The organism is Neorhizobium sp. JUb45 (assembly GCF_004343585.1).
Taxonomy (GTDB): Bacteria; Pseudomonadota; Alphaproteobacteria; order Rhizobiales; family Rhizobiaceae; genus Neorhizobium.
The window spans coordinates 140,020-161,393 of the sequence record NZ_SLYW01000001.1; the positions used below are offsets into that span (position 1 = coordinate 140,020).

A 21,374-nucleotide genomic window follows, 5' to 3' on the forward strand; every position below is an offset into this window, starting at 1 on the left:
GCCCGTCAGGCAGGCAGCGAGGAGTTTTCGGAATGACGACGATTTTTGCGCAATCGGCTTTGTTGCCAAATGGTTGGGTGAGCAATGTGCGGCTGACGATGGCGGCCGGCCACATTGCCGCGATCGAGGCCGGCGCGGAGCCGCAATCCGGCGACGAGCGTCATGCTGTTTTGCTGCCATCCATGCCCAATCTGCACAGCCACGCCTTTCAGCGCGGCATGGCAGGGCTGGCGGAAGTGCGTGGACCTTCGAATGACAGCTTCTGGAGCTGGCGCACCGTCATGTACAAGTTTGCCCTGTCGATGACGCCCGAACATGTCGAGGCCGTTGCCGCGCAGCTTTACATGGAAATGCTGGAAGCCGGTTTTTCCCGTGTCGGCGAGTTCCATTACCTGCATCATGACCGCGATGGTACGCCTTATGCCAACCCGGCGGAACTGGCGGCGCGCATCGCTGCCGCAAGCGTCGAGACCGGTCTGTCGCTGACGCTGCTGCCGGTGTTTTATGCGCATTCCGGTTTTGGTGGTGGCGCACCCGCCGAAGGGCAACGGCGATTCATCCATTCGCTCGATGCGTTCGAAAAGCTGATGTCGTCCTGCGGCAATCTTATTGGCGGTCTCGATGGTGCCGTGCTCGGTGTCGCGCCGCATTCGCTGCGGGCGGTGACGCCGGAAGAACTGGCGGCCGTCTTGCAGATGGCAAAGGGCGGGCCGGTGCATATCCATGTTGCCGAACAGGTCAAGGAAGTGGAGGATTGCATCGCATGGTCGGGCGCGCGGCCGGTGGAATGGCTGCTGGACAATGCGCCGGTCGATGAACGCTGGTGCCTGATCCACGCCACCCACATGACGGACACCGAAACGCGGGCGATGGCGAAGCGCCGTGCGGTGGCCGGCCTTTGCCCGATCACCGAGGCCAATCTCGGCGACGGCATTTTTGCAGCACCCGCGTTTCTGGAAGAGGGCGGGCAGTTCGGCATCGGCTCGGATTCCAATATTCTCATCTCGCTGCCGGAAGAGTTGCGGACCTTTGAATATTCGCAGCGCTTTGGTTTGCGGGCGCGAAACGTGGTGGCGGAAAGCGGCGGTTCGACCGGCCGGAGATTGTTCGAGGGCGCGCTTGCGGGTGGAGCGCAGGCGCTTGGAACGGCAGCAGGTCTCGTTGAAGGTTATCCCGCCGACATGGTTTCGCTGGATGTCTCGACCACGCCCTATCTTGCGCCGGATAACATTCTCGATCATTGGCTGTTTGCGGGTGGCGTGTCTGTCGATTGCGTCTGGGCGCGTGGTATTCGTCAGGTGTCCGGTGGCCGGCATAACCGCCGCCAGGAAATTTCCAGCCGTTTCCAGGCGGCGATGAAGGAGCTTTTGTCGCAATGACAGTTTTGAGGGATGCGACGCTGCATCAGCGTATCCTCGGCGATATCGAAGCCCGCATCGTCTCGGGCGAATGGCCGCCGGGGCACCGTATCCCGTTCGAAGTGGATCTCGCTGCCGAATATGGCTGCTCGCGGATGACCACCAACAAGGTGCTGACCCAGCTTGCCAAATCCGGGCTGATCGAACGCCGCAAAAAATCCGGCAGTTTTGTCGCGCATCCGAGGGCGCAATCGGCGGTGCTGACGATTGCCGAAATCGAGGCGGAAGTGCAGTCGCTGCGGCTGGCCTACACACATGCCATCCACGCCCGCGCCAAACGCCGCGCCAATGCCGGCGATAAGCAGCGACTGGAATTGTCGCAAGCCGCATCGGTGCTGGATATCACCTGCATCCACCGCGCCGGTTCTGCCCCCTTCTGTCTGGAAGAGCGGCTGATCAGCCTGACCACCGTGCCGGAAGCCGAGGCAGAAACATTTGAAACCGTGTCGCCCGGTACGTGGCTGTTGAAACAGGTGCCATGGAGCGCTGCCGAACACCGTATCTCGGCAGCATCGGCCGATGCCGCAATTGCCGGCCTTCTCGGGATCGAAAAAGGCACGGCCTGCCTCGTCATCGAACGGCGGACATGGAGCCCGGCCGGGCCGGTCACATCCGTGCTGCTTACCTATCCGGGTGACCGTCATGCGCTGGTGGCAAAATTTGCGCCGGGCGGCGAGGGGTAAAGGTATTCTCAGGGTGTCAGGAGGCGCGACATGTATCGCTACTCTAGGAATTTTCTGCCTTTGACAAACGATAGGGTTGATTTAATTATTACTGCAACTTTAGTTTGTGGTTTTGGTGCTCTCAATGGAGGTATTGGATGGGCATTCAGAGAAACGAGAAAGCTAAGCTGACCGCCGCATATTTAAATGGCATTGCTATCGCAGTGGCCCTTGCTGGTGCTCTGACGCCGACATTGACTGGAGTTCAAACAAATCCTGGTCCGGTGAATTGGGGAACGGCTGGAATCGTCGCGATATGTGTTGTGGTCTCATTATCGTTTCATATGCTTGCGCGGCGAGCGCTCAATGAACTAGCTGAGTAATTTTACAATGTATGGCGGTAGGCGCTGATCACTACGGTTTTTCGCTATATCTTTCAAAATATAACTCTAGCCAAAAGCATCTATCCATCGATATATATCCTCAAACATTTCGCTTGAGGAGAACGCATCCATGCAAACCCATCGTCGTCACTGGTTGAAGGTCGCCGCAGCAACGGCTTCGGCGCTCTGGCTCGGCCTTACCGTTATGGCCGCACCGGCGGCAGCGCAGGAAAAGGTGACGGTATTTGCCGCCGCCAGCATGAAGAATGCTCTGGATGCCGCCGATGCCGCGTGGTCGAAGGAGACCGGCAAGTCGGTGACCGTGTCCTATGCGGCAAGCTCGGCGCTGGCAAAACAGATCGAAGCCGGTGCTCCGGCCGATGTGTTCATCTCCGCCGATCTCGACTGGATGGATTACGTTGCCAAGAAGTCGCTGATCAAGGCCGACACGCGTTCCAACCTGCTCGGCAACCGCATCGTGCTGGTTGCCGAAAAGGGCAAGGCGAAGACCGTGGACATCAAGTCCGGTTTCGACCTTTCGACGCTGGTCGGTGACAGCAAGCTTGCCATGGGTGCGGTCGACAGCGTTCCGGCCGGCAAATATGGCAAGGCCGCGCTCGAAAAGCTTGGCGCGTGGACGGCTGTCGAAAAGAAGGTTGCCGGTGCCGAAAGCGTTCGTGCAGCGCTTGCGCTGGTGTCGCGCGGCGAAGCCGCCTATGGCATCGTTTACCAGACGGATGCGGCTGCCGATCCGGGTGTCGAGATCGTCGGCACGTTTCCGGAAGACAGCCACCCGGCGATCATCTATCCGGTTGCCCTCCTGTCGGAATCCAAAAGTGCCGATGCGGCTGCCTATCTCGATTTCCTGAAGTCGGACAAGGCAGCGCCGTTCTTTACGGCGCAGGGCTTTACGGTTCTGAAGAAGTAAGCGCTTTATAGTTTTCGAGATGGATCGCGGCTCCTGCTGAAAGGTGGGGGCCGCATTTTTGAGATGGATCTTGTTGTTTTGGACTGGCTGACGCTGAGCGATGAGGAATGGACGGCGATCCGCTTGAGCCTGCGGATCTCGGGCATTGCCATGCTCGTCAGTCTGCCGTTCGGTATTCTGGTGGCGCTGGCGCTGGCGCGTGGAAAATTCTGGGGTAAGTCCATTCTCAACGGCATCGTGCATCTGCCGCTGATCCTGCCGCCTGTTGTCACCGGCTTCATTCTTCTTGTTCTGTTCGGCAGGCGCGGTGTCATCGGCGCCTTTCTCGACCAGTATCTTGGCATTGTCCTGTCGTTCCGCTGGACCGGGGCAGCGCTCGCCTGCGGTGTCATGGGTTTTCCGCTGATGGTGCGCTCCATCCGCCTGTCGATCGAGGCGGTCGATGGCAAGCTGGAAGAGGCGGCCGGCACGCTCGGCGCCAGTCCCGCCTGGGTTTTTCTCACGGTCACGCTGCCGCTGATCCTGCCCGGCATCATTGCCGGCGCCATTCTGTCGTTTGCCAAGGCGATGGGCGAGTTCGGTGCCACCATCACCTTCGTGTCCAACATTCCCGGCGAAACGCAGACGCTGTCCGCCGCCATCTACACGTTTACGCAGGTGCCGGGCGGTGATGCCGGGGCGATGCGGCTCACCATCGTTGCAGTGATCATTTCCATGGCGGCGCTGCTGGCGTCGGAATTCATGGCCTATATGGTCGGCAAGAAGGTGCGGCCCGAATGACGCTGGAGGTGGAAACCAGAACCAGGCTCGGGACATTCGAGCTCGATGCATCCTTCACCTCGCAACAGGGGGTGACGGCTTTGTTCGGCCGCTCGGGTTCGGGCAAGACGTCGATGATCCGCATCATCGCCGGCCTGACGCGCGCCCAGAACAGCCGTGTCGTGCTGGATGGCGAGGTGCTGGCCGATACGGCGCGCGGCATTTTTCAGCCCCCCCACAAGCGCCGCTTCGGTTACGTGTTTCAGGAGGCGCGGCTGTTTCCGCATCTGGATGTGCGCAAGAACCTCAATTACGGCCGCTGGTTTGCGCCGAAATCCGGCCGGGTCGACAATTTCGACCAGGTGGTGAACCTGCTCGGCATCGATGGTCTGCTTGACCGCCGGCCCGGAAAACTGTCGGGCGGCGAGCAGCAGCGGGTGGCGATCGGGCGCGCACTTCTGTCTTCGCCGCGCCTGCTTCTGATGGACGAGCCATTGGCAGCGCTGGATGAAAGCCGCAAGAACGAGGTCCTGCCCTATCTGGAGCGCCTGCGCGACGAGCTGGGCCTGCCGATCGTTTATGTCAGCCATTCGGTGGCGGAAGTGGCGCGGCTGGCCGATCGGGTCGTGCTGATGAAGGACGGACGCATCGAGGCGACCGGCAGTGCATCCGAAGTGCTGCGCGGGCTCGGCAGCGAAACGCGCGAGGCGGCAAGCGTGGTGGCCGGCACGGTGGAGGACGTGGATCAGGAGCACCGTCTGGCGCGTGTGCAAACGGCCGCCGGCATCCTGCTGGTGCCGGTGGAGCAGGCGCAGGTGGGCAAGACTGTGCGTGTTCTGGTGCCGGCGCGCGACGTGATGATCGCCACGTCGCGACCCGAAGGCTTGAGCGCCCTCAATATACTCTCCGGCACGGTGGAAGGCATCGATGCCGATGGCGATGGCTTGATCGGCGTGCGCATCCTCTGTGGCAGCGAGATCATTTTGGCGCGGATTACTGCATTCTCCGGAAAGACGCTCGGGCTCGCGCCGGGCCAACCGGTATTCGCCGCCATCAAGACGGCGGCGCTGGAGCGGCGTTAATCCTCGGGCTTTTCGCTGGTGGTCATTGTGGCGCGGTGTTTTTCCAGCCAGGCGAGATCAGTGTCTATGGTCTTGATCACGGTTGTCTGCACGGCATGCATACGGGCCAGAAGCTCTTCACCAAAGGCGGTCAGGGCTGCACCGCCGCCCTGCTTGCCGCCACGCTGGCTTTCCACCACCGGCTGGCGAAACATGTGGTTCAGCTCATCGACCAGCAGCCAGGCGCGGCGATACGACATGTCCATGGCGCGGCCGGCCGCGGAAATCGAGCCGGTTTCGCGGATGAATTCCATCAGTTGAACCTTGCCGCGTCCGAGCCTGATGCCGCCCGGAAAATCCACGCGCAGGATGATCTTCAGTTCATGTCCTCCGGTTTTCTTCATGCGGCGAGGCTCCTCCAAACCATCCTGATGTATCAATGACAGTTATTGTCAAAGGTTGCGACCTAATAACCTGCCTTGATATCAACGGTTTTCGGCATTTTTCCGGTCTGGCGCCATTGGCGAATGTTGGCGGCAACGATGCCGGCGGCGGTAAAGCGGTCGGTCGGGCCGGAAATATGCGGCAGCACGGTGACGGATGGATGTGCCCAGAAGGGCGATGTGGCCGGCAGCGGCTCCTGCGCAAACACATCGAGCACGGCATGTGACAGGCGGCCGGCATCGAGTGCAGCGATCAGGTCTGTATCGACGATGATCGGCCCGCGGGCAAAGTTGATGATGGCGGCGCCGGGCTTCATCTGGCTCAGCCGGCGCGCATCCAGCATGCCGCGGGTTTCCGCCGTCAGCGGCATCAGGCAGACGAGAATATCGGCAGCGCCCAGAATGTGCTCGAAACCGCCTTCCCCGGAAACCGTCTCGATATCGCCGAGCACTTTGGGGCTGCGGCTCCAGCCGATGGTATTGAAGCCTGCACCTTTCAGGCGATCGGCTGCTGCCTTGCCCAGTTCGCCGAGGCCGAGAAGGCCGACGGTGACGTCACGCGGGTGGCGATAGTCGCGCGGTGCCCATTCCGCCTTCTTCTGGCTGAGGCGGTAGGCCGGCATGTCGCGGTGCAGATAATAGGTCCAGGCCAGCACGGCTTCGGCCATGACGCGGGCAAGTTCGGGATCGACAAGGCGCACGATCGGTGCTGCATCCGGCCCGAGTTCAGCCACCAGCCGCTCGACGCCGGCCCAGAGGCTATGGATCCAATTTATATTGGGTAGCTCCGCCACATGCGCCGGATCGGGATTGGCGACGATCGCCAGTTCCGCTTGCAGGCGCTGCTCGGCACTCATGTCGCGGAAGGAAAGGATGGTTTCCTCCGGCAGCGCATCGGCAAGCGTATCCTTCCAGACCGCCTCCGTTGCTGCATCCATGCGGGTGACGAGGGCAAGCGGCTTTGGCATGGCGGCATCTTTCCGGGGTTGTGGGCGTTCAGGCGCGTTTCGACCCTCTAGCACGCAAGCAAACAGCTTCCAATCATTGCACGTTATATTTCAATAGGATGATGATATAGCGCGCGACTGGTCCTGATGTTATCGATTTGCATCACTGCTTCGCCCGAAACATCAGTCAGGAAAAACACACATGTCGCGCATCGTTTATCTCAATGGCCAGTGGCTGCCCGAGAGTGAAGCAAAGGTTTCGATCTTCGACCGCGGTTATACCTTTGCCGATGCCATTTATGAGGTGACGGCGGTGATCGGCGGCAAGCTGCTGGATTATCCCGGCCATACGGCACGGCTGAAGCGTTCGCTGGAAGCGATCGGCATACCCATGCCGGTCAGCGATGATGTGCTGCTGGATCTGCATCACGAGATCGTTGCGAAAAACGGCGTCGATGAGGGTCTGATCTATCTGCAGGTTTCGCGCGGCGCCGAGGATCGCAATTTTCTCTACGCCTCCGACCTGACGCCGACATTTTCCATGTTCACGCAGGCCTTTCCGGTTCTGGCCAATCCGAAGGTCGAAAGCGGCATAACGGTGGTGAGCATGCCGGATGGTCGCTGGGTGAACCGGCAGATCAAGACGGTGCAGCTGCTCTATTCGTCGCTGGCCAAGATGGAAGCAAAGAAGCAGGGCGCCGATGATGTGATCTTCGTCGAGGATGGTTTCATCACCGAGGCAAGTTCGGCCAATTTCCATATCATCACCAAGCGCGGCGTGCTGGTGACGCGCCACCTTTCCAACGCGCTGCTGCACGGCATCACGCGGGCCTCTGTGCTCGGGCTTGCCGAAAAGGCGGAACTGACATTCGAGGAGAGGGCGTTTTCGGTGGAGGAGGCGCTGGATGCCGCCGAGGCTTTTGTGACGTCGGCGACCAATTTCGTCATGCCGGTGGTCTCGATCGATGGAAAGCCCGTTGGCGACGGCAAGCCGGGCGTGGCAACGCTGAAGCTGCGTGAGATCTATATCGCCGACAAGCTGGCACACGCGATCGGCCGCTGAGGCCGGATCAGTCCATCTGCCCACATACTGGTCGGCGCCAAGATGAGGCGCCGTCCAAAATTTCAGCACTAATGCCCATTATTTGACTTTTTGCATAAAAAGTCGGCGCTATTTTTGCTCAGTTGGTGAGGATCGGCTTCGGCTCATCATCATGGAGAGCCTCTTCATGATACCAGGATCCACCAAAAGCGAGGTCGGAAAACGCCACGCTCGGGCCTGTATCGGGTGCCGTCGGGGTGAGGATGCGGGATGTGCCCGCAGCGCGCCAGGCGGCACGACCGCCCACCGGGAACTGCAAAACCGTCGCTGTCTGTCTTTCGAAATTCGTCGTCATGATTTTCGTCCGATGTCGTGTGGTTACGTCCGCACGGCCGCATTTGCCTATCATTTATTCCATAAGCCTTAAATTAAGTCAAGAATCAGATTATTATTTGTGCTTTTAGACCATTATTTAGGCAATCGTGTTTGTTTGATTGTGGGGCGTGCAGAATGCGCGTTATTTCGGTCAACGATTGAGGTTTGCCGATTGTTCCCGCCTACGGAGTGGCGCGGAAAGCGCCATGGTGTTTTTTTACGCTGTGTGAAATGGTGCCGTGCGTCGTGTTTGTGTGCGCTGCGGAATCGATTTTTTCGCGGCCTTTTCGAATCTGGCACGCCCCATGCATTGTTCTTGGCATCCATGATGGACCCGCCCCATGACGTGGGTGGCCATTGGATGTTGCGCTCATTCAGACAGCATCAGTAGAGAGAACAGATGACGAAATTTAAGCTCGAGTACATTTGGCTGGACGGCTACACCCCGGTTCCGAACCTGCGCGGCAAGACCCAGGTCAAGGAATTCGAAAGCTTCCCGACGCTGGAACAGCTGCCGCTCTGGGGCTTTGACGGTTCGTCCACGATGCAGGCCGAAGGCCGCAGCTCGGACTGCGTTCTCAAGCCGGTTGCCATCTATCCTGATCCGGCCCGCACCAACGGCGTACTGGTCATGTGCGAAGTCATGATGCCGGATGGCGTCACGCCGCACGCTTCCAACAGCCGCGCCACCATTCTTGACGACGAAGACGCATGGTTCGGCTTCGAGCAGGAATACTTCTTCTACGAAAACGGCCGTCCGCTCGGCTTCCCGGAGCAGGGCTACCCGGCTCCGCAGGGTCCTTATTATTGCGGCGTCGGCGCCAGCAATGTTGGCCCGGTTGCTCGCGAAATCGTCGAAGAGCATCTCGACCAGTGCCTTGCTGCCGGCATCAACCATGAAGGCATCAACGCCGAAGTGGCCAAGGGTCAGTGGGAATTCCAGATTTTTGGCAAGGGCTCCAAGCGCGCCGCCGACCAGATCTGGATGGCCCGTTACCTGCTGCAGCGCCTGACCGAACAGTACGGCATCGACGTCGAATATCACTGCAAGCCGCTCGGCGACACCGACTGGAACGGCTCGGGCATGCATTGCAACTTCTCGACCAAGTACATGCGCGAAGTTGGCGGCAAGGAATATTTCGAAGCCCTGATGGGTCAGTTCGAAAAGAACCTCGAAGCCCATATCGCCGTTTACGGCCCGGACAACGACAAGCGTCTGACCGGCAAGCACGAAACCGCTCCGTGGAACAAGTTCTCCTACGGCGTTGCTGACCGTGGCGCGTCGATCCGCGTTCCGCATTCCTTCGTCAACAACGGTTACAAGGGTTACCTTGAAGACCGTCGTCCGAACTCGCAGGGTTGCCCTTACCAGATCGCTTCGCAGGTTCTGAAGACGATTTCGGAAGTGCCGCTCGCCAAGTCGGCTGCCGCTTAAGTCTCCCAAGACTTCCAGAAAAGCCGCCGGTTGCGAAAGCAGCCGGCGGCTTTTTCGTTTCTGAACCGTGAAGTCTCGTCGTCAGGCGGCGCCGGCCGGATCGCCGATCGGCAGCAGGGCCGGGTCGAGCGGCGGATCGTTCGGGTTCTTGCTGTCGCCGGGATCCTTCACCGGCGGCGCCGGTGGTTTTTCCTGTACGCGGTCGGGAATGCCGGGAGTCGATGTCGGGCCGCGCGGTGTCTCAATGTCCTGTGTCGGGATCGGATCGCGATTGGGCATGTCCTGTCTCCTTCTATCTCTGTTCACTGAGACAACCAACGCAACGGCCAGAGGTTCCCGATCGTGATCGGACCGGCGTGTTCTTTACCAATCCCCACATAACTGTCGCAGAACGCGAGTGGCCTGCATTTTCGATTCGACAAAAACGCCTACATTCGTTACCGGTTAAACGATTAATCACGGCATTACTTTCCACCCGGTCAACGTTGCTTTCATGTCGCGTCAGAAACCTAAGCTTGCAAGGATCGCAGACAGCCTTGGCGTTTCAACCGCCACGGTGTCCAATGCCTTGTCTGGAAAGGGCCGGGTATCGCCGGAACTGGCGGAGCGTATTCGCGCAACGGCTGCCGAACTCGGTTATGTGCCGAGTGTTGCCGGTCGTGCGCTGCGCACCGGTCGCAGCGGCGTTCTTGGTCTGGTGCTGGCCGATATCAGCAATCCGCTCTTTCCAAAACTCGCGCAAGCCATTGAAAATTCTGCCGCCAAGGCCGGTTATGGCATCCTGATTGCCGACTCTCATGGTGATGTCGCGGCGCAGACGCAGGCGATCGAACGGCTGATCGAGCGCGGTGTCGATGGCATGATCGTCGTGCCGCGTCGTGGTACCTGGGTCACCGGCGCCAGCTGTCCGGTTGCCGTCATCGACAGTCCTTCGACGCCCGGCAACACGGTTGCCGCCGATCACTGGTCCGGCGGGCAGGGGCTCGGGGTTCATCTGGTTTCGCTCGGTCACGCCCATGTGCTTCTGCTTGGCAACAACCAGTCGTCGAATGTGCAGAACGATCGCCTCGGTGGCGTGAAGGCAGGTCTTGGCAGTGCCAGAGTGGAAACGGTCTGGATCGAAAAGCTGGAATCAACGGCCGGGCAGGGCTGCTCGCTTGGGCTTGAAGAGGCAGTTGCGCGTGGCGTGACGGCGATTGCAGCCGTTTCCGATCTGGTGGCCTTACGCGCCCTCACCGAATTGCAGCGCGCCGGCATTGCCGTGCCGGAAGATGTCAGCGTCACCGGTTTCGATGACCTGATCTGGTCGTCAGTGGTCACGCCCGGCCTGACGACGATGCGCATGGATGTCGCAACCATTGCCGATATCGCCATTGCTGCCGTGCTTGAGGCGATCAATCAGCCCAAATCCGCCGAGCCGCGGCGCGGTGACGGTGAAACGGTTACTGCCAGCCAACCGAAAGTGCCGATGGAGCTGGTTCTTCGTCAGTCGACAGGCCCGGCCAGAACTTCCGCATCCCATAAAGATAATAAAACCGAAAACCTCACAGCAGGAGAACTCATACAATGAATAAGGTCATGCTTGCATCCGGCGTCGCCCTGATGCTGTCCACGGGCGCTGCCCACACTGCGTTCGCGCAGGAAAAGACGCTGACGATTTCCGTCTATGCGTTGGCGCAGGACGAATACAAGAAGATCGTCTACACGCCGTTCGAAGAAAAATGCGGCTGCAAGCTGGTTGTCGAAACCGGCAACAGCGTCGAGCGCATCGCCAAGATGGACGCCAACAAGGCCAATCCGGTCGTCGATATGGCGGTCGTTTCGATGGCGGACGCATTGTCGGCAGCGCGTGCCGGCCTGGTCGACAAGATCGATACGTCGAAGATCGCCAGCTACGACAAGCTCTATGATATCGCCAAGGATCCGAACGGCGACGGCATGAGCATCGGCTACACGTTCTATGCGACGTCCATCGCCTATCGTTCAGACAAGATGAAGATCGATAGCTGGGCCGACCTTCTGAAGCCGGAATATGCCGCGCATATCGCATGGCCGAATGTCACCACCAACCAGGGCCCGCCGTCGCTCTACATGCTGGGCCTTGCTCTCGGCAAGGATACGCCGGATCTGGCTGCCCCGATCGAAGCCGTTGGCGCTGCCAAGGACGATATCGTCACCTTCTATGAAAAGTCGTCGCAGCTGGTGCAGCTGATGCAACAGGAAGAAATCTGGGCAGCGCCGATCGGCCGCTTCACCTGGGCGCCTTTCGCCAAGCTCGACATGCCGATTGCCTGGGCGACGCCGAAGGAAGGCCAGACCGGCGGCATGAACGTCATGATCGTCACCAAGAATTCCAAGAACCGCGATCTGGCGCTGCAGTTCATGGATTTCTGGCTGTCGGCCGACATCCAGTCGAAGCTGGCCGAAGCGCTGATCGACAGCCCGGCCAATTCCGAGGCCAAGGTTTCCGAGGCGGCTGCCAAGAACCTCACCTATGGCGAGGCAACGGCCAAGAGCCTGAAGCTGATCCCGTCGGCTGTCTCGCTTGATAACCGTGCCGGCTGGCTGAAGAGCTGGAACGAGAAGGTCGGGCAGTAAGAAGCAAGGCTTTCGGTTAGGCGGAGCCCCTCACCAACAAAATCTAGCACTTAGCTTTGCTAAGATGCTGATTTTGTAACCTCTCCCTCAAGGGGAGAGGTAGGCCCGCAGCAATGCCGCCCTTCATCTCTCCCCTTGAGGGAGAGAAAGCGATTTCAACATCTTAGCTTTAGCTAAGTGTTAGAAATCGCAAGTGAGGGGCAATGACTGACGACGTTGGAGACTAATAAAACATGTTCCAAAACAGGGCCGAGGCCCTCGCACTGGCTTTGCCGGCCGCGCTGTTTGCAGCGGCGGTCTTCATCGTGCCGGTGGTGATCCTCCTCTCCGACGGGTTTCGGGCGCCGGGTGGCGGCTGGACGATTTCCGCCTATACGGATTTCTTCTCCAGCTCGCTCAATCAGGCCGTCTTCCTGCGTACGCTGAAGCTCGGCGCGCTCGTCACCATCGTGGCAGCCGTCATCGGTTATGCGGCGGCGTTTGCCATCGTCAGCCTTGAACCCGGCGCCAAGGGCAAGGTCACCGGCCTGATCGTGCTGCCGTTGATGATTTCGCCGGTTGCGCGTACCTATGCATGGATCGTCATTCTCGGCCGCACCGGCATCGTCAATCAGGCGTTTCAGGCGCTGGGCATTAGCGAAGCACCGTTGCGCATCCTGTTTTCGGAAACCGCCATCTTCATCGGCCTGCTGCAGCTTTTTCTGCCGCTGATGATCATCTCGCTGATCTCGGCGCTTGAAAACATGCCGAAGGACGCCATTCCGGCGGCCCGCGTGCTCGGTGCCAACTGGTTTCAGGTGTTCTGGAAGGTCATCCTGCCGCTCACCAAGGAAGGTGTGGTCATTGGCGGAACGCTCGTCTTTACCGGCTGCCTCACCGCCTATATCACCCCCGCCATTCTCGGCGGCTCCAAGGTGCTGATGCTGGAAACGCTGTTGTATCAGCAGGTTTCGGTCTCCAACAATTTTGTCGCGGCCAGCGTCATTGCGCTGATCCTCATCGTCATGAGCTTTGCCGCCAACATTCTGCTGAAACGTGTCGCCACCGCGCGCAACAAGACAACGCGCAACACAAAGGGGACCGCGTGATGATGGCCCGCAATCTGTTCATCCCGATCACGCTCGGTCTGGTTATCGCCTTCCTGATCGGCCCATTCCTGATCATCGTCGCCGCCTCGTTTTCGGCCGGCGAAACGCTGGCCTTTCCGCCGCAGGGCTTTTCGCTGCGCTGGATCGCAAAAGTGTTCACCGTCGAAAGCTTTCGCGACAGCTTTTTCATGTCGCTGTTCCTGGCCATCGGCGGCACGCTGGCAGCCCTGATCCTCGGCATTCCGGCATCCTACGCGCTGTCGCGCTACAAGCTGCCGGGGGCGGAAACCATCCGCACCATCGTCTCGGCACCGATCATCGTGCCCGGCATCATCGTCGGCCTGTCGCTGCTGCGCTACATCGTCGTGCCGTTTCAGGTCGGCATCACGCTTGCGCTGTTTCTGGCGCATACGGCGCTGATCCTGCCCTATGCCGTGCGCGTCGTCTCGGCCAGCCTCGGCAATTTGCGCTCCGATATCGAGGAGGCGGCAGTACTGCTCGGCTCGTCGCGGCTTGGTGCCTTCTTCCGGGTGGTGCTGCCCAACATCCGCGGCGGCATCATGTCCGCCTTCATTCTCGGCTTCGTCACCTCGTTCAATCAGGTGCCGGTCTCGCTGTTTCTCTCGGGTCCCGGCGTGCGCACGCTGCCGGTCGATATGATCGCCTACATGGAAATCGTCTTCGACCCCTCCGTCGCGGCGCTCTCGGCGCTGCTCGCCTTCATGTCCATCGGCATCGTTTTTATCGCCGAACGTTTTCTGGGGTTCTCCCGTTATGTCTGATCAAAACTTTCTCACCCTCGAAAACCTGACGCTTGCCTATGGCGATACCGTTGCCGTCAAGGATCTGAACCTCACCATCGGCAAGGGCGAACTCGTTGCTTTCCTTGGGCCATCGGGCTGCGGCAAGACCACGACGATGCGGGCGATCGCCGGCCTTCTGTCGCCTGCCTCCGGCCATGTGAAGCTTGATGGCGTCGATATCACCCGCGTTTCGGCCAACAAGCGCAATGTCGGCCTGATGTTCCAGTCCTACGCACTGTTTCCGCATCTGTCGGTCTATGAAAACGTCGCCTTCGGCCTGCGCCTGAAGAAGACGCCGGCGGCCGAACTCGACAAGCGCGTGCGCGCCGGCATCACCTCCGTCGGCCTGACGGATTATGCCGATCGAAAGCCGGCCGAACTGTCCGGTGGCCAGCAGCAGCGCGTGGCGCTGGCCCGCTCCATGGTGATGGAGCCGAAAGTTCTGCTACTGGACGAGCCGCTCTCCAACCTCGATGCGCGCCTGCGCCTCGACATGCGCTCGGAACTGCAGCGCGTGCAGAAGGAAACCGGCGTGACGATGATTTTTGTCACGCATGATCAGGGCGAAGCACTTTCTTTGGCTGATCGCATTGTTGTGATGAAGCGTGGTGCTATAGAACAGATAGGATCGCCGGAAGATATCTATAACCGCCCCACTTCCGCCTTCGTTGCAGACTTCGTTGGCTTCGAGAATATTTTTGAACTTTCAGACGGACGACTGAAGACCCCCAAGGGTCTGGTCGAGATTTCCGGACCGGTCCCGATAGCGGCGGGACTGGCCTGGCGGCCGCGCATGGTCACCCTGGGCTCAGGTCCTTTCCAGGGAGCGGTGCGCGGCGCATCCTTTGCCGGCAACAGCCGCGAATACCTGCTCGATACGCCGCTCGGCCCCATCAAGGCCGAGGTCGATGCTGCCCTGCCGTCGCATGAACTCGGCGCTGAACTGGCTTTCGATCTGCCGGTTGCCGCTGCCGCGCAATTGCGCAAGTTCGGGTAACGGGCATGGGTGTTTGGATCGATACCGATATGGGCTTTGACGACATCGCCGCCATCATGGTGGTGGATGCCGCAGCCCGTACGCGGCCGGAACTTATCATCGACGGCGTGTCGCTGGTGCTCGGCAATGCGCCGCTCGATCAGGTGAAGAAAAATGCCGTAGGCGCGGTACATGCCTTCGGCTGGCAGTTCCCGATCCACTCCGGCCGTGCGCTGCCGGTGCTTGGCAAGCTGGAAACCGCAACCTCCATCCTCAGCGACCACGGCATGCCGACAACTGGTCTGCGCCTGCCGGATGTTGCCGTGCCTGATATGGGCGATGCCTTCGAGGCCTTGTGCCGCTGGCTGGAAGGCGAGGGGCCACATCGTATCCTCGCACTCGGGCCACTCACCAATATTGCAGCTGTTGCACTGGCGAGACCGGATCTCGCCGCCCGTATCACCGATCTCGTCTGGATGGGCGGTGCGGTGACGGCCGGCAATCACACGGCCTCCGCCGAATTCAACGCCTTTGCCGATCCCGAAGCGATCGCCATCGTGCTGGCGCATGGCATTCCGTTCAGGATGGTCGATCTCGATCTCTGCCGTCAGGTTCTGGCAGCGCCTTCCGATGTCGAACCGGTGCGCGCCGCCGGTGGCCGCAATGCGGCCCTGATCGCCGATCTGCTGGATGGTTTCATCGCCATTGCCACCAGCCGTGGCCGTGCCGCCATGGCGCTTTACGATGCCGTCGCGGCCGTTGCCTTCATCGACGAAAGCCTTGTCGATTGGCGTCCCGCGCGCATCGATGCCGAGCTGACGGGAACTTTCACGCGCGGCCGTACCGTGGTGGAGACGCGATCGGCCAAGGCTGAATTCAACGCCGCCTATGCTGCGGCGATCAAGGTCGATCCTGCGCGGTCGATCATTCTGGAAACATTGCATGGGGAGGCAAGCCGTTGAACGATATCATCATCAACGTCCACAAATTCACCGATCCCGACCTGCGCAGCCGCGCCATTGCCGCCGCTCGCGGCGATGCGCCCTTCGATATCCTGATCACCGGCGGCACGCTGGTCGATGTGATGACCGAGGAACGCCGTTTGGCCGATATCGGTCTCGTGGGTCCGATCATCGCCAGCGTTCATGCGCCCGGCCACCGCTCGGACGCGGCCGAGATCATCGACGCCAAGGGTGCCTTCATCACGCCCGGCCTGATCGACATGCACATGCATATCGAAAGCTCGATGGTGACGCCGGCAACCTACGCTGCCTCCGTCATGCCGCGTGGTGTCACCAGCATCGTCTGGGATCCGCATGAATTCGGCAATGTCCATGGCATCGATGGCGTGCGTTGGGCTGTCGAGGCGATCAAGGCGCTGCCGTTGCGCTCCGTCGTGCTGGCACCGTCTAGCGTGCCGTCCGCTCCGGGTTATGAGACGGCCGGCGCCGATTTCGATGCTGGGGTGATCGAGGAACTGCTGCTCTGGCCAAAGATCGGCGGCCTTGCCGAAGTCATGAACATGCGCGATGTGATCAACCGCGAGCCGCGCATGGCGGCCATCATGCAGGTCGCCCTCACGTCGGAAAAGCTGGTTTGCGGCCATGCCCGCGGCCTGACGGGTGGCGATCTTGCCGCCTTCATGATCGCCGGTGTCACATCCGATCACGAACTGACCTCCGCCGCCGACCTGATGGAAAAACTGCGCGCCGGCCTGACGATCGAATTGCGCGGTTCGCACGACCATCTTCTGCCGGAATTTGTCGCTTCGCTGAATACGCTCGGTCACCTGCCATCATCGGTGACGTTGTGCACCGATGACGTCTTTCCGGACGATCTCTTGAAAGCCGGCGGTCTGGATGATGTCGTGCGCCGTCTGGTGCGTTACGGGCTGAAGCCGGAATGGGCGCTGAAGGCCGCGACCATCAATGCCGCCAACCGCCTCGAGCGCGCCGATCTCGGTCTGATCGCTGCCGGCCGTCGTGCCGATATCGTCATCTTCGAGGATCTCACCGATTTCCGCGCCCGCCACGTTTTCGCCAGCGGCACACAAGTTGCCAGAGACGGTGCAATGACGGTGGCAACGCCTATGGTCGACACCGGGCCTTTGACCGATTCCGTCAAGCTTTCGAACCTGACTGAAAACGATTTTCGCGTCGCGTCGAATGGTTCGCGGGTGAAACTGGCAGTCATCGACCGTCCACGCTTCACGCAATGGGCCGAAGCGGAGGCCGATGTCGTTGATGGTTATGTCGTGCCGCCAGCGGGCACCACGATGATCGCCGTCACACATCGTCACGGTGTTGCGGAAACCTCGACCAAGGTCGGTTTCCTCGGCAGCTGGGGCAACTGGCGCGGTGCATTTGCCACCACCGTTGCCCATGACAGCCATAACCTCACCGTGTTCGGCGGCAATGCTGCTGATATGGCGGTCGCTGCCAATGCCGTCATTGAAGCGGGCGGTGGACTGGCTGTTGCAGCGGAAGGCAAGGTCATCGCCATCCTGCCGCTACCGTTGTCGGGACTGGTTTCCGATGCACCGCTTGGCGATGTCGCGGAAGGTTTTGCAGCCGTCCGTTCCGCCATGGACACGATTGTCGAATGGCAGCCACCCTATCTGATTTTCAAGGCATGCTTCGGCGCAACGCTCGCCTGTAATGCTGGGCCTCACCAGACTGACCGGGGCGTCGCAGACGTCATCACCGGAAAGCTTCTGGAAACACCCGTCATCGAGACGTTGCGCTGATGCTATCGCCGGGGACGGGGGTCAGGACCTCGTCTCCGGCGACATAGCGCCAGCAAACATGTAACCGACGCCGCGCACCGAACGGATCAGGTGCGGCTTGGCCGGATCCACCTCTATCTTCTTGCGCAGACGCGCCACCTGGGCATCGATTGAACGGTCGAACACATCCAGATCGCGGCCGCGCGTCTGGTTCATCAGCACTTCGCGGGTAAGCACACGGCCGGCATTGCGGGCAAGCACCGTCAGCATGTCGAATTCGCCGGTCGTCAGTTCCACCTCCTGCCCGGTCGGATCGAGCAGCCGGCGGCGTGACTGTTCCAGCTTCCAGCCATCGAACTCGATGGCATCGGTTGGTTCCGCCGCATGGCTTTCCACCGGACGGCGGCGGCGCAGGATGCTGCGCACGCGTGCCAACACTTCGCGCAGATGAAACGGTTTCGCCATGTAATCGTCGGCGCCGACTTCCAGCCCGACGATACGGTCGAGCACGTCGTCACGGCCGGTCAGCATGATGATCGGGATATCGGATGTGGTGCGGATTTCGCGCGCCAGCGTCAGACCGTCCTCGCTCTGCGGCAGAACGAGATCGAGCAGGATGAGGTCGATCGTATGCTCGGCCATCAGCTTGCGCATGCCGGTGCCGTCTGCGGCGCCATGCACGACAAACCCCTCATCCTCGAAATAGCGCTGGACCATCTGGCGAATTCTCGCCTCGTCATCCACGATCAGGATATGGTCCGCACGCTTCTCGATTTTCGCCATTCGCAGCCCGACTCAAAGTCTCTGTTACACACCGTCACACGATTTAACGCACGGTAACATGCGCGGCATCAACGTGTCACCGCGACGCAGCAAAACAGAACCTGTCAAATGCTATTGGGTTCAGGGGATTTCGCGATGCTGTCGGTTGCATATAGTGCTGAAGCAAAACACGTAACGGCCGCAAGGCTTGCGCCGCAGCCGGAACGGCTGGAAGAGCTTTTTTGTGCGGTGCCGCGCGAATCTTTTGAAGCCGGCGAAGGTGTCTTCTGGGAAGGCGACCAGGCCGACCACGTCTTCAAGGTCTCGGAAGGCGTGCTGCGGGTGTTCAAGATCATCGCTGACGGTCGCCGTGTCATTACCGGCTTTCTTTATGCCGGTGATCTGGTCGGCCTGTCGCTGAAGGATCGTTATCTCTACAGCGCCGAAGCCGTCACCCCGGTTCGCCTGCGTCGTCTGGCCCGCAAGCCTTTTGCCGAAGCGCTTGAAAAATGGCCGGACCTGCGCCCGCAGTTTTTTGCCCGCGTCTGTGACGAGATGGCGACCGCCCAGGACCAGATGGTGCTTCTGTCGCGCAAGAGCGCCGAGGAACGTGTTGCCACTTTCCTGATGCTGCTCGCCCGCCGTCTGCACGGCTGCCACCCGATCGGCCGCCGCATCCATCTGCCGATGAGCCGTCTCGACATGGCCGATTATCTCGGCCTCACCATCGAAACGGTATCGCGCACCATCACCAAGCTGGTTGCACGCGGTGTCATCAGCCCCGAAGGGCGCCACGATTTTGCGATCTGCAAACCAGGAAAACTGCTTGCGCTCTGCGGTGATGGCGATAGTTACGAAGAAACGATCGACCGCGAGCCAAAGATGCGACAGGCGATCTGGCCACACTGAAGGCCGGGATTGGGATACGGCATGGACGACCAAATCATCGACAAGGGCGAGGGCGACCTCGCCCTCAAACTTTCTGCACTCGACCCGCTGCATATCGTCGTGCACGATGGAGACGGCGTGATCCGTAACTGGAGCACCGGCAGCGGCAGGCTTTTTGGCTGGTCCGCGCGCGAGGCGGTCGGCAGTACCCTGACCGATATTCTGGCGCCTGAAGAAGCGCTGTCCATCCCCGAGATTGATGCCGTCATCCGCATGTATGGCCGCTGGAAGGGCAATCTCGTCTATCGCCATCGCGATGGTCATCCGATTTCGGTTCTCAGCCGCTGGCTGCATCTGCCGCAGGAAAATGGCCTGCCGCCGCTGATCATGCAGGTCAATGAGGATTTTGAAGCAGCCGCCTCGATCCGCGAGGATCTGGCGGCGCGCGAGGCGCATTTCCGCTCGATCCTGCAGACCGTGCCGGAGGCCATGGTCGTCATCGACGAGCTCGGTATCATCACGTCGTTCAGTTCGGCTGCGGAAGACCTGTTCGGTTATCAGGCGAGCGAGGTCGAAGGCCGCAATGTGTCCATGCTGATGCCGAACCCGGATCGCGAGCATCACGACCGTTACATCGGCAAATATCTGGCCACCGGCCATCGCCGCATCATCGGTATCGGCCGCGTGGTCAAAGGCTTACGTAAAGACGGCACGACCTTTCCGATGGAACTGGCCGTCGGTGAGGCGCTGTCGAACGGCAAGCGCGTCTTCACCGGTTTCGTGCGCGATCTGACCAGTCGCCACAAGATAGAGGAAGAACTGCGGCAGGCGCAGAAGATGGAAGCGATTGGCCAGCTCACCGGCGGCCTTGCCCACGATTTCAACAACCTGCTCACCATCATCAGCGGCAATCTCGAAATCGCCGAGGCCAAGGTCACCGATCCCAAGGTGCAGATCCTGCTGCGGGAAGCGCAGGGGGCGACCGATGACGGCGCCAAGCTGACCGGGCAATTGCTGGCCTTCGGGCGAAAACAGCCACTCAACCCGAAACTGACCGATCTCGGCCAGATGATCGCCAGTTTTTCCGAGCTTATCCGCCGCACCATCGGTGACCGTATCGAGCTGCGGACCGTCGTCACCGGCGGCGCCAACGAGGCGCTTGTCGACGGACCGCAATTGCAGAACGTGCTGCTCAACCTGACACTCAACGCCCGCGACGCCATGCCGGAAGGTGGCGAACTGTCGATCGAGGTCAGCCGCGTTTATCTCGATCAGGATTATGCGCAGATGTACCCGGAAATGCGGGCAGGCGAATATGTGCTGATCGCTGTCACCGATACCGGTATGGGCATGAGCGAGGATGTGAAGGTCCGCGCTTTCGAGCCGTTTTTCACCACCAAGCATGGCGGCGGTGGCACGGGGCTCGGCCTCAGCATGGTCTATGGTTTCGTGCGCCAGTCGGGCGGCCATATCCAGCTGGAAAGCGAACTCGGGCAGGGCACCAGCCTGCGCGTCTTCCTGCCTTCGGTAACGCGCAAGACGGCGGCACTCGAGGATGCCGTTTCGATTGCCGATCAGGCGCCGATCACCGGCGGCAAGGAGCCGGTTCTGGTGGTGGAAGACGATGCACGCGTGCGCCGCATTGCCGTGGCACGGCTGGAAACGGCCGGTTACACCGTGCATCAGGCCGGCGGCGGCGTGGAGGCGCTGGAAATTCTCGGCAAACATCAGGATATCGTGCTGCTGTTCACCGATGTCGCCATGCCCGGCATGTCGGGCGACAAGCTGGCGCAGGAAGTGCGCAAGCGGCGGCCGGATATCAAGGTGCTGTTCACATCGGGTTTTGCAGAGCCGGAAGTGGCGTTGCAGCAGTTCGCCGAACATTCGGCGTGGTTGAAAAAGCCATATACGGCGCGGGAACTGGCGGCGCAGATGCGGGCGCTGCTGGATTGAGGTTTGGGCTGGTCTGAGCCCTATTGTTAGAAAGTCCCCCTCTGGCCTGCCGGCCATCTCCCCCACAAGGGGGGAGAAAACATGCCGCCACCGCCTGCCTCAATCGAGCGTCGGCGGATCGGCTGGGT

22 protein-coding genes are annotated in these 21,374 nt (G+C 60.4%); 17 read left to right on the forward strand and 5 right to left on the reverse strand.

Features of this window, described 5'->3' with window-relative positions:
• Positions 1-32: 32 nt before the first annotated feature.
• The 6 genes from EDF70_RS00550 (at position 33) to modC (ending at position 5,232) form a co-directional block, all read left to right on the forward strand.
• Positions 33-1,379: a formimidoylglutamate deiminase gene (locus EDF70_RS00550; protein WP_132271314.1), complete on the forward strand. Its 1,347-nt coding sequence runs from the start codon at positions 33-35 to the stop codon at positions 1,377-1,379.
• Complete coding sequence (gene hutC / locus EDF70_RS00555; protein ID WP_132271315.1) at positions 1,376-2,101, forward strand: histidine utilization repressor; 726 nt, start codon at positions 1,376-1,378, stop codon at positions 2,099-2,101. Before EDF70_RS00550 ends, hutC begins: the two co-directional genes overlap by 4 nt.
• A 137-nt stretch (positions 2,102-2,238) precedes the next feature.
• On the forward strand, positions 2,239-2,463 hold the full coding sequence (locus tag EDF70_RS00560) for an amino acid transporter (protein WP_132271316.1): 225 nt from the start codon (positions 2,239-2,241) through the stop codon (positions 2,461-2,463).
• 130 nt (positions 2,464-2,593) lie between these two features.
• A complete protein-coding gene (gene modA, locus EDF70_RS00565) occupies positions 2,594-3,391 on the forward strand; it encodes a molybdate ABC transporter substrate-binding protein (protein WP_132271317.1) in 798 nt (265 codons plus the stop codon).
• 78 nt (positions 3,392-3,469) lie between these two features.
• The gene (gene modB, locus EDF70_RS00570) at positions 3,470-4,171 is read left to right on the forward strand and encodes a molybdate ABC transporter permease subunit (RefSeq protein WP_132272508.1); all 702 of its coding nucleotides are present in this window, start codon (positions 3,470-3,472) and stop codon (positions 4,169-4,171) included.
• On the forward strand, positions 4,168-5,232 hold the full coding sequence (modC, locus tag EDF70_RS00575) for a molybdenum ABC transporter ATP-binding protein (protein ID WP_132271318.1): 1,065 nt from the start codon (positions 4,168-4,170) through the stop codon (positions 5,230-5,232). Before modB ends, modC begins: the two co-directional genes overlap by 4 nt.
• Here modC and EDF70_RS00580 read toward each other — a convergent pair.
• A complete protein-coding gene (locus EDF70_RS00580; protein WP_132271319.1) occupies positions 5,229-5,615 on the reverse strand; it encodes a winged helix-turn-helix domain-containing protein in 387 nt (128 codons plus the stop codon). The two genes, modC and EDF70_RS00580, sit on opposite strands and share 4 nt — an antisense overlap.
• Positions 5,616-5,677: 62 nt before the next feature.
• On the reverse strand, positions 5,678-6,622 hold the full coding sequence (locus EDF70_RS00585) for a glyoxylate/hydroxypyruvate reductase A (RefSeq protein ID WP_132271320.1): 945 nt from the start codon (positions 6,620-6,622) through the stop codon (positions 5,678-5,680).
• 181 nt (positions 6,623-6,803) lie between these two features.
• Here EDF70_RS00585 and EDF70_RS00590 point away from each other — a divergent pair, with 181 nt between their 5' ends.
• Entirely contained in the window at positions 6,804-7,664 is an 861-nt protein-coding gene (locus tag EDF70_RS00590; RefSeq protein ID WP_132271321.1) for a D-amino-acid transaminase, read from the forward strand.
• Between the two features lie 118 nt (positions 7,665-7,782).
• On the opposite strand, the gene EDF70_RS00595 is transcribed toward EDF70_RS00590, so the two are convergent.
• Complete coding sequence (locus tag EDF70_RS00595; RefSeq protein ID WP_132271322.1) at positions 7,783-7,998, reverse strand: DUF2735 domain-containing protein; 216 nt, start codon at positions 7,996-7,998, stop codon at positions 7,783-7,785.
• 420 nt (positions 7,999-8,418) lie between these two features.
• Here EDF70_RS00595 and EDF70_RS00600 point away from each other — a divergent pair, with 420 nt between their 5' ends.
• On the forward strand, positions 8,419-9,453 hold the full coding sequence (locus EDF70_RS00600) for a glutamine synthetase beta-grasp domain-containing protein (RefSeq protein WP_132271323.1): 1,035 nt from the start codon (positions 8,419-8,421) through the stop codon (positions 9,451-9,453).
• 81 nt (positions 9,454-9,534) lie between these two features.
• On the opposite strand, the gene EDF70_RS00605 is transcribed toward EDF70_RS00600, so the two are convergent.
• Complete coding sequence (locus EDF70_RS00605; protein WP_132271324.1) at positions 9,535-9,732, reverse strand: hypothetical protein; 198 nt, start codon at positions 9,730-9,732, stop codon at positions 9,535-9,537.
• 214 nt (positions 9,733-9,946) lie between these two features.
• Between EDF70_RS00605 and EDF70_RS00610 the strand changes: the two genes are divergently transcribed.
• The 7 genes from EDF70_RS00610 (at position 9,947) to EDF70_RS00640 (ending at position 17,664) form a co-directional block, all read left to right on the forward strand.
• Positions 9,947-11,023: a LacI family DNA-binding transcriptional regulator gene (locus EDF70_RS00610; protein ID WP_132271325.1), complete on the forward strand. Its 1,077-nt coding sequence runs from the start codon at positions 9,947-9,949 to the stop codon at positions 11,021-11,023.
• Entirely contained in the window at positions 11,020-12,051 is a 1,032-nt protein-coding gene (locus EDF70_RS00615; protein ID WP_132271326.1) for an ABC transporter substrate-binding protein, read from the forward strand. The genes EDF70_RS00610 and EDF70_RS00615 overlap by 4 nt, the downstream gene beginning before the upstream one ends.
• Positions 12,052-12,284: 233 nt before the next feature.
• Positions 12,285-13,139 (forward strand): ABC transporter permease, encoded by an 855-nt coding sequence (locus EDF70_RS00620; protein WP_132271327.1) that lies wholly within the window; start codon positions 12,285-12,287, stop codon positions 13,137-13,139.
• 2 nt (positions 13,140-13,141) lie between these two features.
• A complete protein-coding gene (locus tag EDF70_RS00625; RefSeq protein ID WP_132272509.1) occupies positions 13,142-13,921 on the forward strand; it encodes an ABC transporter permease in 780 nt (259 codons plus the stop codon).
• Positions 13,914-14,939, forward strand: coding sequence for an ABC transporter ATP-binding protein (locus EDF70_RS00630; protein WP_132271328.1), 1,026 nt, complete (start codon positions 13,914-13,916; stop codon positions 14,937-14,939). Before EDF70_RS00625 ends, EDF70_RS00630 begins: the two co-directional genes overlap by 8 nt.
• Before the next feature lie 5 nt (positions 14,940-14,944).
• Positions 14,945-15,880 carry a nucleoside hydrolase gene (locus tag EDF70_RS00635; protein WP_132271329.1) on the forward strand — a complete coding sequence of 312 codons (936 nt, stop codon included), beginning with the start codon at positions 14,945-14,947 and terminating at the stop codon, positions 15,878-15,880.
• Positions 15,877-17,664: an adenine deaminase C-terminal domain-containing protein gene (locus EDF70_RS00640; RefSeq protein WP_245518986.1), complete on the forward strand. Its 1,788-nt coding sequence runs from the start codon at positions 15,877-15,879 to the stop codon at positions 17,662-17,664. Before EDF70_RS00635 ends, EDF70_RS00640 begins: the two co-directional genes overlap by 4 nt.
• 21 nt (positions 17,665-17,685) lie before the next feature.
• On the opposite strand, the gene EDF70_RS00645 is transcribed toward EDF70_RS00640, so the two are convergent.
• A complete protein-coding gene (locus EDF70_RS00645; RefSeq protein ID WP_132271330.1) occupies positions 17,686-18,426 on the reverse strand; it encodes a response regulator in 741 nt (246 codons plus the stop codon).
• Positions 18,427-18,561: 135 nt separating this feature from the next.
• Here EDF70_RS00645 and EDF70_RS00650 point away from each other — a divergent pair, with 135 nt between their 5' ends.
• Together EDF70_RS00650 and EDF70_RS00655 are read left to right on the forward strand one after the other, a co-directional pair.
• On the forward strand, positions 18,562-19,314 hold the full coding sequence (locus tag EDF70_RS00650; RefSeq protein ID WP_132271331.1) for a helix-turn-helix domain-containing protein: 753 nt from the start codon (positions 18,562-18,564) through the stop codon (positions 19,312-19,314).
• 21 nt (positions 19,315-19,335) lie between these two features.
• Positions 19,336-21,246, forward strand: coding sequence for a PAS domain-containing sensor histidine kinase (locus tag EDF70_RS00655; RefSeq protein WP_132271332.1), 1,911 nt, complete (start codon positions 19,336-19,338; stop codon positions 21,244-21,246).
• The last annotated feature ends 128 nt before the right edge of the window (positions 21,247-21,374 follow it).